Origin of the sequence: Deinococcus sp. JMULE3, from assembly GCF_013337115.1 — a bacterium.
In the GTDB taxonomy this organism is placed as follows: domain Bacteria; phylum Deinococcota; class Deinococci; order Deinococcales; family Deinococcaceae; genus Deinococcus.
The window spans coordinates 161303-170845 of the sequence record NZ_SGWE01000002.1 but is presented as its reverse complement, the minus strand read 5'-3'; the positions used below and the strand labels follow the sequence as shown (position 1 = coordinate 170845).

Annotated in this window: 15 protein-coding genes; all 15 read left to right on the top strand. The window is 69.9% G+C overall.

Annotated elements, in window-relative coordinates; all coding sequences use genetic code 11:
- Positions 1-257 (top strand): hypothetical protein (locus EXW95_RS02245; RefSeq protein ID WP_217449153.1); only part of this gene is annotated, 257 nt, incomplete at its 5' end.
- A gap of 43 nt (positions 258-300) precedes the next feature.
- The gene (locus tag EXW95_RS02240) at positions 301-1518 is read left to right on the top strand and encodes a hypothetical protein (protein ID WP_144012360.1); all 1218 of its coding nucleotides are present in this window, start codon (positions 301-303) and stop codon (positions 1516-1518) included.
- A gap of 35 nt (positions 1519-1553) precedes the next feature.
- Positions 1554-1814, top strand: a complete 261-nt coding sequence (locus EXW95_RS02235) for a hypothetical protein (RefSeq protein ID WP_078305699.1) — start codon at positions 1554-1556, stop codon at positions 1812-1814.
- 36 nt (positions 1815-1850) lie between these two features.
- A complete protein-coding gene (locus EXW95_RS02230) occupies positions 1851-2081 on the top strand; it encodes a PRTRC system protein C (protein ID WP_055364137.1) in 231 nt (76 codons plus the stop codon).
- Positions 2065-2223 carry a hypothetical protein gene (locus EXW95_RS02225; RefSeq protein ID WP_158235747.1) on the top strand — a complete coding sequence of 53 codons (159 nt, stop codon included), beginning with the start codon at positions 2065-2067 and terminating at the stop codon, positions 2221-2223. Before EXW95_RS02230 ends, EXW95_RS02225 begins: the two co-directional genes overlap by 17 nt.
- 77 nt (positions 2224-2300) lie before the next feature.
- The gene (locus tag EXW95_RS02220; RefSeq protein ID WP_078305698.1) at positions 2301-3248 is read left to right on the top strand and encodes a hypothetical protein; all 948 of its coding nucleotides are present in this window, start codon (positions 2301-2303) and stop codon (positions 3246-3248) included.
- Between the two features lie 38 nt (positions 3249-3286).
- Positions 3287-3997, top strand: a complete 711-nt coding sequence (locus tag EXW95_RS02215) for a PRTRC system protein B (protein ID WP_144012359.1) — start codon at positions 3287-3289, stop codon at positions 3995-3997.
- A gap of 37 nt (positions 3998-4034) precedes the next feature.
- A complete protein-coding gene (locus EXW95_RS02210; RefSeq protein ID WP_144012358.1) occupies positions 4035-4223 on the top strand; it encodes a hypothetical protein in 189 nt (62 codons plus the stop codon).
- Positions 4224-4249: 26 nt separating this feature from the next.
- Positions 4250-5197: a hypothetical protein gene (locus tag EXW95_RS02205; protein WP_078305696.1), complete on the top strand. Its 948-nt coding sequence runs from the start codon at positions 4250-4252 to the stop codon at positions 5195-5197.
- Positions 5198-5282: 85 nt separating this feature from the next.
- Entirely contained in the window at positions 5283-5477 is a 195-nt protein-coding gene (locus tag EXW95_RS02200) for a hypothetical protein (protein WP_055364133.1), read from the top strand.
- Positions 5474-6280 carry a hypothetical protein gene (locus EXW95_RS02195; protein ID WP_078305695.1) on the top strand — a complete coding sequence of 269 codons (807 nt, stop codon included), beginning with the start codon at positions 5474-5476 and terminating at the stop codon, positions 6278-6280. The genes EXW95_RS02200 and EXW95_RS02195 overlap by 4 nt, the downstream gene beginning before the upstream one ends.
- A gap of 45 nt (positions 6281-6325) precedes the next feature.
- A complete protein-coding gene (locus tag EXW95_RS02190) occupies positions 6326-7054 on the top strand; it encodes a PRTRC system protein B (protein ID WP_078305776.1) in 729 nt (242 codons plus the stop codon).
- Positions 7055-7097: 43 nt separating this feature from the next.
- A complete protein-coding gene (locus tag EXW95_RS02185) occupies positions 7098-7886 on the top strand; it encodes a PRTRC system ThiF family protein (protein WP_078305694.1) in 789 nt (262 codons plus the stop codon).
- 208 nt (positions 7887-8094) lie between these two features.
- Complete coding sequence (locus EXW95_RS02180; protein WP_078305693.1) at positions 8095-9117, top strand: hypothetical protein; 1023 nt, start codon at positions 8095-8097, stop codon at positions 9115-9117.
- 38 nt (positions 9118-9155) lie between these two features.
- On the top strand, positions 9156-9533 hold the full coding sequence (locus EXW95_RS02175; protein WP_078305692.1) for a hypothetical protein: 378 nt from the start codon (positions 9156-9158) through the stop codon (positions 9531-9533).
- Positions 9534-9543 lie beyond the last annotated feature (10 nt).

Genomic DNA, 9543 nt, shown 5'->3' with positions numbered 1-9543 from the left:
CGGGTGGGCCAGGTCGCCGTCATGCCCACACGCACGAGGTCCAGCTGATGCAGCGACTCACCACCCTGGATGGCCTGAACGCGGGCGACACCGTGACCGTGGGTCAGCAGTGCCGCATCCCGGAGTGTCGCGGACGATCCGGTCACCTGCAGTACATGTACGCCGCGCAACCCGAATTCGGCACCCCGGCGGAGTTCATCGTGTCCGTGGACGGCATCTCACGGCCGCTCACGCGAGTGGACTTCGATCCCGCCTGACAGCAGTGGCCCACCCGGGAGCCGGGTGGGCCAGGTCGCCGTCATGACCTATACACAACCCGCTCTGGCCCCCACCGCCCAGCACGCCCCGATCCTCCCCGACGACAAGGCCCGCGCCGCCCAACTCTGGGAATCCGTCAAGGGCACCGCCCTGGAGGACGACTTCCGCCTCGTCAGCCGCCAGCACCCGGACAAGGACGCCAGCCGCATGCACTACCTGGCCTTCCTCGCGGACATCGAGGGCCTGTTCGCCGCGCCTGAAGCGGACCCGTGGGAGGCGTCCCAGCCCGCCCCGGTCACCCAGCCTGTCCTGAGCGCCCCGCAGCCCGAGCCCACCCCAGAGCCCGAGCCGCAGCAGCCCACGCCCGCTGCGGAACCCGTCCCGGACCCCGAGGTGCAGCCCAACGCGACCCCCGCGCCCGAGGCCTCCACCCCCGAGGAAGGCGCCGCCGAACCCGAACCTGGCCGCGACGCGCAGGACGCCCCCGCGCCCATCGCCACGCTCGCCGCCCCGGTCCACAGCGGCCTGATCGCGCAGCTCGCCGGGCTGCTTGCCGACGGCGGTGAACTCACCTTCCAGCTGCTGCGGGTCGGGGGAGACGTCACCATCGGCATCTTCCCCAAACCGCACCCCGGCGAGGCGGCCCCTGTGCCGTTCATGCTGACCGAGACGCCCGACTGGATGGACGCGAACCTCGTGACCGCCATGCAGGGCTACGCCGGGGCGCGCCGGGATGCCTTCAGCGTCGCCCAGCAGGCCGCGCAGCGTCAGCAGGCCGCGAACAAGAAGGCGGCCGACAAGCCCGCCCCCACCCCCGCCAAGGCGAAAACGAGCGTCCTGACGCTGAAAGCTGCCGAGGGCACCACCCTGAAAGGTACCCTCGGCGGCAAGGACGTCCCCCTGGTGGTCGGGAAGAACGACGTGCCGCAGGGCACCCTGGAGATCGTCGCCACGCACCCCGCGTTCGGGGAGGTGAAGAAGACGGTCGCCACGCACGCGAACAAGGAGCACGACTTCACCGAGCAGCAGGGCGCGCGCGTCACCGTGAACGTCACCCCGCAGAGTGCCGCGCTCGAAGTCACCAAGGGCGACACGGTCATCGCCCTGCATCACGGCATCGAGATCCTACTCGCGCCCGGCACGTGGGTCGTGAACGCGCAGGCGGCGGATCACGCCACGGCGAATCAGACGATCAGCGTGAAGGCCGGGAAACCCCAGGTCATCGAGATGACCCTCAAGGAAGAGCAACGCCTCTTCTGACAGCACTGGCCCCCTCTGGGGGCCATGTCGTCTGCATGAGCCTGCCCCACCTGCACGCCGCCCTGACCCGTACCGATTGGGCCGCCCTCGCCGAACAGAAAAAGGTCCTGGCGAACGAGGTCGCCAGCATCCGCTCCGCGAGGGCGCTCCTGGCCGCGCACGAGTGCGACTCCGCCGCCGACCTCGCCCTCGATCAGGCGGAGTCGCTCGACGGCATCCTGCACTGGATGGATGCGCTGATGGACGCCGCGCAGCAGGACGGGTTCCCCGTCGTGTTCCACATGGCCTCCGAGTGACAGTGCTGGCCCCCTCCCGGGGGCCACGCGAAGCGCATGACGAATCCCACAGCCAGCGGTCAACCCCAGGATCTCACCCGTAAGTTCGAGTTTGACGGGCACACCCTCGCGGACCCCAACCCGAAGATGACGCCCGAGCAGGTCAAGCAGTTCTACGCCCCCACGCACCCGGAACTCACCACCGCCGGGATCGGCAGCCCCGTCACGGACCTGAAAGCTGGGACGATCACCATCACGTTCATCAAGAACTATGGCCGGAAAGGCTGACCCGTGCCCGCCCCGCACGCCGCTCGTGCTGGACGTGCCAAGGCAGGGGCCGTCCGGGGCGCTCGACACGCTGCGCCGCGCCCTGAAGACCACGCGGGGCGCGCCCGAGCCGAGACCCGCCCAGGTGCCCCTCCTGCCGTAGCCGACCAGCCGAGTCCAGTCCTGCCGCGCGCCGTGCCCTCCCTGGCCGGCGTGCGGCCCCTTGTACTTCAAGCGGACATGGACGCCGCCGAGCGGATGTACGAAGAAGGTCTGCGCAACGACCCCATCCCGCTCGTGACGCCCCTGCTGGGCACCGTTCTCCCGGACCCCGGCCCGGACGGGACGCTCGACCAGCGCCTCCAGCGCGCCCTGACGGCCGCCCTGCGCACCGACGGCTGGACGCTCAGCGTGCAGAACGAACGTGGCCACCTGCACTTCCGGGGGGAGACGGACGTGTCGTGCACGATTGACCTCCACCGCCTGCACGCCGCCCTGTGGCCCGTGGACCGGCACCTGCTGCCGGGCATTCTCTTTGCACTGGAAGTCGGGTCAAGTCGCGTCACGCCTATCGTGGGCCCGCATGGAGCGTCGCTCATCTGCCAGCAGCACTTCAACACGGACGCCCTGGCGGAGTACACGCTGCCAGAGCGCTTCGAACGGCCGGATCTGGTCCTCACGGAACGGGACGCCGTTCGGGCCGCGCGGCGACTGGGCATTCCACACGGGCAACAGGTGCAGGACGCGCTGCCCTGGCCTTACTTCCGGGATCTGCTGAGCCTGGAGGACACCCTGACACGCCTGGAGCAGGTGCTGCCCCGCGTGCCCGCCCTCGGTCCACTCCTGACCCTCCTGCCAGAGTTGCGCGCCGCGGACGACGCATTCCTCCACCCCACCGACGACGAGTGGAGCGATCTCTTCCATGACCCGATCCCGCACACGTTCCTGACCATCACGGGTGGGGACGATGACCTGAGCCTGGACACCGTGAACGAGTTCCTTCAGAACCACTGGGAGTGCGGGAACGTGAGCCCGCAGTGGTGCGTGCAGGTCGGCCGGAATGGCGAGGGACACGACCGGCTCGCGGCGTACCTCCAGCACGCGCCCAGGATCGCCGAGCTGTCCGCGAAGTGCGTCGGCGTGCTCGATCTTGCCAACCGCAGCCTCCCCGCCCCAAAGCGGACCTGACAGGCGTGGCCCACCCCGGGGTGGGCCACCGGAAGGACATGGTCAACGTGTTCCTCACCCCAGCCCCGGAGCGGCGCACCCCCACCCCCCTCGCCCCGGAGATGGCCCTGCTGCTGTACGGCGGCCACCAACGCGCCGCGATCCTCAAGCATCCCGTGCACGACACCCCGCAGGGCTACGTGCTCGGGCCGGGCCAACTCCTCAGTAGCGAGGATCACCAGCGCCTCGTGGACTTCACCGCCGGGACGGGGTTGACGTTCACGGTGCCGACGACCCTGGCGACCGGCGTGCACTGCGTGTGCTGGTGGGCGCCGCCCCACACGCGGCCCCTGCTGTTCGATGCGAAGTACGACGCGGCCCGCTCCGTCGCGCGCCTCAGCGGCCAGCCCGTCCCGCACCCCGGCCTGGTGTTCATCGCCTCGCCCGGCACGCTGACCGTGTACGCCGTACGCGGCGACCAGCGCCCCACCCCGGCCACGGCCCTGTGCCACGCGCCGTACTGGAACATGTTCAGTTCCGCCCAGGTGTGCCGTGGCACCACCCGCTACCCGGAGGCCTGCACGCCAGACACGCAGGACGCGTGGGAAACGGCGTTCTTCCAGTCGGTGTTCACCGGGCCCAGCCGCACCGACCGGTACATGAATTGGAGCAAGAGCTACGAGGAACTGCTCGACGAGGCCAGGGCCCAGGGAGCCTTCCCGGACAGCGCGCTGCTGGACGCCGGGAAGACCCTGGCAGACCTCGCGTGAAGGGCTGGCCCACCTTCGGGTGGGCCACCGCGCGCGCATGGAGGAGCCCATATGCCCCGACTTCACCCCGACCCTGCGCGCCCTGCTGCCTACCGGAACGCACGTCATTCCCGCGCCCAAAGCGGCCGACCTGCAATCCCCCGACCTGAAACGCCTGACCGTCACCCTGAGGCAGAGCGGCGCCAGTCCCGCGCACAGCAGCCCACTCGCGCCCCTGCTGCCCTGATCCCGGCCGTTCCCCGCCTGGACGGCGTGACGCCCCTGATCCTCGACGCAGACCTGCGTGGCCTGGACGCCCGCGTGCAGCTCGCTCTGCATCAGGACCCAGCAGACGTGCTCCGCGCCCTGTTTCGGGATCTCCTTCCGGATGAACCGGGCAGCGCCCCGACCCTTCAGGCAGAACTCGACCTGCTGACACCCCTGGAGGACGCCGAGGTGACCCTGCACGCCTGCACGGACCAGGTCACGCTCACCGTCGAAGCCAGCGCGAACGGGTTCACGCACCTGCCCTCCCTGCATGCGGCCCTCGCCCGGCGTGACCCACACGTCCTCCCCGGGATCCTTGCCGCACTCGAAACGCACTCCGCGCGCCTCACCCCGCAGTTCGGCCCGCGTGAAGCGCATGAGCTGGCCGGGCAGTGGCACCACGAGGACCGCGTCATCGAGGACCTCCTCCAGGAGCACCCGGACTGGGAGGCCCTGACGAAGCGGGACGTGATCCGCCTCGCGCGGCGCAGCGGCATCCCGCACCCCTGGGTGGTGCGCGACGAGATGCCCTGGCCGTACCTGCGGGACGTGCCGGGCCTCGACGAGACGGTGGCGCGCCTGCGGCCCCTCATCCCGGACTTCCCGGCCCTGCGGCCTCTCCTGAGTGCCCTGCCGGAGTTGCGCGAGGCGCACGGCGCCCTGCCGACCATGACAGTCGAGGAGCGCGGCAGCGGTCTGCTCGACCACCTGCCCAGTCGGGCATACAGCCCTCTGAAGGAAGGGGCAAGCGCGATGGTGGACGTGCTCGATGAGGTGATGGACCTGCACTGGCAGGGCGGGGAGACCGGCGCGGCCCTGCACCTGATCCTGCACGACTGCGACGCGGACCGCGCGCGGCTCGCGGACCTGCTCACGCACGCCCCGCGCGTGGACGACGCCCTGAACCGCATTCACGACGCCCTGACGACTGCGGAGAACACGTGCTCATCCTGAGGGCGACTGCCCCATAGAATGAATGTCATGCACTTGTGTCAGCACGTGCGTTCACGCCATCATGGGCGACAAAGGAGGACCACCGATGCGCAACCGACTGAGCAAACTCATGCAGGACCTGCTGGCCACCCGAGAAGGCACGGCGGCCGTGCACCGCGCCGCGACGAACGAAGAGGGATTCGTCCGGACCGTTGTCAACGGCAAGCGCGTCGTCGTGGCCACCCGTGACGGCCTCCGCAACATGCAGCGCAACAGACCGCGCCCGACCGTCAGCAGATGAACATCGCCTTCCCGGTCCTGCTCCTCACCCTGGTACTCCTACCAGGGTTTTTGTTGCGCTACGGCATGTTGCGCGGCACCTACCGCCGCAGCCCCATCACCGCCCAGACCGTGACGGCTGACCTGGGCAGCGTCACCTTCTTCAGTGCGCTGATCCACCTGTTCTTCGGCTGGGCAACATTCAACTGGGGCGTGGCCCCAAAACTCGATGTCCTCCTGCCCCTTCTCCTCGGTCAATTCGGAAAGGACAGCGTGTTGCTCACGACGATCCTTCAGGATCTCGGCGGGCGCCCCTGGGTGTACATCGGGTACTTCTTCGGGACCAGTGCAGCCGCCTACCTGCTCGGCCTGGGGCTGCATGACAGCATGCGGCGCGGCACCCTCGCCCGACGGCTCCCGCTGATCAACGACTGGCACGACCTGCTCTCCAGAGACGCCAACCGTCAGCCGAACCCCAATGGCGGCCCCGACCTGCTCCCGGACGTGTACATCACGACCGTAGTCGATCTGAAGATCAAAGATCAGCCGGTGCTCGTCCGAGGCCTCGTGAAGGACTGGTTTCTCACGCCGGCGGGCGATCTGGACTACATCGTCCTGAGCCGGGCATTCCGTCGACCCCTGAGCGCCGAAAGTCCAGCAGGCGATCCAGATCCGGTCACAGGGGTTGACAGTCGCTACTACGACATCAGGGGCGATCACTTCATTCTTCGTCGCAGTGAGATGATCACCCTGAATGTCCTGCACCTGTACATCGCGGATGACTCTTCATCTGAACCCCTGCCCACGCTCGACGCCTCGTCCTGAAGCGGGGAGTTCTGGCCCACCCTAGCGGTGGGCCAGGACACGCGCATGCCCTTCCAGGTCACGTACCCGCCCAGCCCCGCCGAGCTCATGCCCCAGCCCCTCCTGCCCACCCTCGCTCTGCTGATCTACGAGCGCGCCACTCAGCACGGCAGCCAGGTCCTCCTGCGCAAGCACGCCGTGCGGCAGGACGAGAGGGCGTGCACGCTCGGACCCGCCCAGGCGCTCACCCGGGCCGACGTCAACGACCTCACGCGCCTCCTCGCTAGTCAGGGCCTGCAGCGCACCCGCCCCACGACCCTCGCGGTCGGCCTCCAGTGCGTCGCCTGGTGGCGGCCGCCCGGCCTACGCCCCATGCTCTTCGACGCAAAGTACGCCCAGTCGAGGAGCGTCGCGCGCCTGTCCGGCATTCCGGTCCCTCACCCAGGTCTGGTCTTCGTCGCCACGCCCGGTACGCTCAAGGTGTACGCCGTCACCGGGGACGGGCTCCCCACGGACGACACGCCCCTGATGCACGCCCCGTACTGGAACATGTTCCCCGGCGGGCAGCTGTGCCGCGGCACCACCCGCTACCCCGACTCGTGCACCCCTGCCGCGCAGGACGATTGGGAGACCGCGTTCTTCCAGTCCGTGTTTACCGGCCCCAGCCGCACTGACCGGTACATGAACTGGGGCAAGAGCTACGAGGAACTCCTCGACGCGGCCCTCGCCGCCGGGACGTTCCCCGAACAGGTCCTCATTCCCGCTGGACTGACCCTCGCCCAGGCCCTGAGCTGACACCCGAGAGTCCTGGCCCCCTGACGGGGGCCACGCGGGCATCATGCACACCCTGACCTTCGACCCCAAGGACCCCGTCCGCCTCATCCTCGTGGGCGTCGGCGGCACCGGCAGCCTCATGCTCACCCACCTCGTCCGCCTCGACCAGGCCATCCGCGCCCTCGGCGGTGCCGGCCTGCACGTCACGGCCTTCGATCCGGACGTGGTCAGCGAAACCAACCTCACCCGGCAGAACTTCGCCCCCGCCGACATCGGCCGCCACAAGGCCGTGGTCCTCGTCGAGCGCTGCAACCTGTACGCGGGCCTGTGCTGGGACGCGTACCCCCGTACCCTCCAGGACGGGGACGTCAAGAGCGTGCACGTCGTGATCAGCTGCGTGGACAGCGCCCAGAGCCGCCGGGCCATCCACGCCACCTTCCGCGCCCAGCCCCCGCAGTACTGGCTGGACTGCGGGAACGACGCGGCCACCGGGCAGGTCATCCTCGGGCAGGTCCGTCAGAGTCCGGCGCGCCTCCCGCACGTCCTGGACCGCGACCCCACCATGCACACGGGCGTGGATGATGACCGCCCCAGCTGCTCGGCCGCGGAGGCCCTGACCCGTCAGCACCTGTTCATCAATCCGGCCGTCGCCCTCCAGGCGGCGCAGCTCCTCGGGGAACTCCTCCTGAACGCGAAGACCCCCACGTGCGGGGCGTTCATCAACCTCGCTGAGCCGCTGCGCGTCGTGGCGCTCCCCGTGCCCGAGGGACAGCCCGACGTGCCGCGTGCCCGCCGCCCCAAGCCCCTACTCAAAGCCCGCCGGGAACGCCGTCCCCGCCGTCCCGCCGCATGACGCCCATCCCGACCATCTCCGAGGAGGAGTTCACCACATGGCTCAACTCGCACCGCACCCGACAACCCCCGCTCCGCACGCTCGCCCAGCGTACGCGCGCCCCCGAGGCGCTCACCCGCGCCCTGGTCAAACTCACACGGACGCAAGAGCGGACGCCATCCGACCCGCGCTTGCCCCCACCGCCCCTGTTGCCCTGACCACCCCCCGCATGGCACCCCTGAACGTGCCCCGCGCGCACCGCCTCCCCACCGGGTACGTCATCCGCCCCGTGGAGGAGGGCGTCATGGACGCCGCGTGCACCCTCGCCCTCCACCTCACGCAGGCGGGCCTCATCCCCCGCCGCGCCCCCCGTCCGGGTGAGACACCGGAGTCGTACATCTTGAACTCGTACGTGGAGACCTGGCGGGTAGAGCTCAGCCCGCCGGACGTGCGCCTCGATGTCACCCTCCTGTGCGGGTACTCGCAGCACAACACCGCCACCGTCGGCATGGAGGTCCTGCCCCAGTCCGGCCGGGTGCTGGACCTGCGGGCCCTGCGTGCGGATCTGCGCGCCCGGGACCGATACCTGTTCGGCGCCCTGATGTTCGCCCTGCGCGCAGCCCTCGCCCCGTACCAGCCCGTCTTCACCGGTCAGGACGCCGTCCAGGGCGAGGAGGCCCTGCGGTTCGGGGAGATGTGGTGGGATGACCACCTCGAAGCCCTCAGTGAGGCCGAGCACGAGGAACGCACCCGCGAACCCCGCGCGCGGGACCTGTGCCGCTGGCTGCAGCGCCAGGGCGCACCCACGCCCTACGACCTGGGCCGCACGTACCCCATGGACACGTGGACTGCGCCAGACGACGTGGCCCGCTCCCTCCAGGCCCGACTGCACGCCCACCGGGTGGTCCCAGGCCTGACGGAGGCCGCGGACCTGCTCGCACACCTCGCCACGCTGCCCTTCGAGTGGCGCACCACGCGCGCCTGGGCCGAGGACGGCCTGCACCCGGGGGTGATCGACGTAGTGATCTGCCAGGACGCCCCGGAGCGGGACCCCGTGCTGGAATTCCACCGGGACGTGACCGACCTGCTCGGCATGCCGCACACGGAGAGCCCCGTCGAATCCCTGGCCATGCTCGAAGTCCACGACTGGGCTTCACACGAGGCCGCGCTGAGGTACCTGCGCGCGGTCGCGGACGTGCAGGCCCGCACGCGCGCCATGTGGGACGCCCTCACCCGCGGCGCCACCTCGTGACGCAGCCCTGGCCCCCTGCCCGGGGGCCACGGACGCGTATGAGCGAACTCAGCCTTCTGGACCACATGGCCCGCACTCACTTCCCCGCTGAACCGGCGTGGCAGGCCCGCCGGGCCCTCATCGACTTGCTGGATGACCTGGATCACGAGACGCTGCGCACCCTCCGCGTCCAGCGGCACCAGGCACCGAACGCGCCGGACGCCCCCGCACTCGAACAGGGCACGCTTGGCGCCCTGATCGAGGACTACGTGCACACCAATCCAGGAGTCACCGCCGTGGACGTGCAGCAGGCCTTCCCGCACGCCCACCCGGGCAACATCACCGACGTGCTCGCCGACTTCAGGGCGAGCAGGCGGGTGCGCGTGATTCACAAGCACCTGTACCCCTGGTCGCCCGCCGCAGTCTCCACCCCGTGAAGCGCTGGCC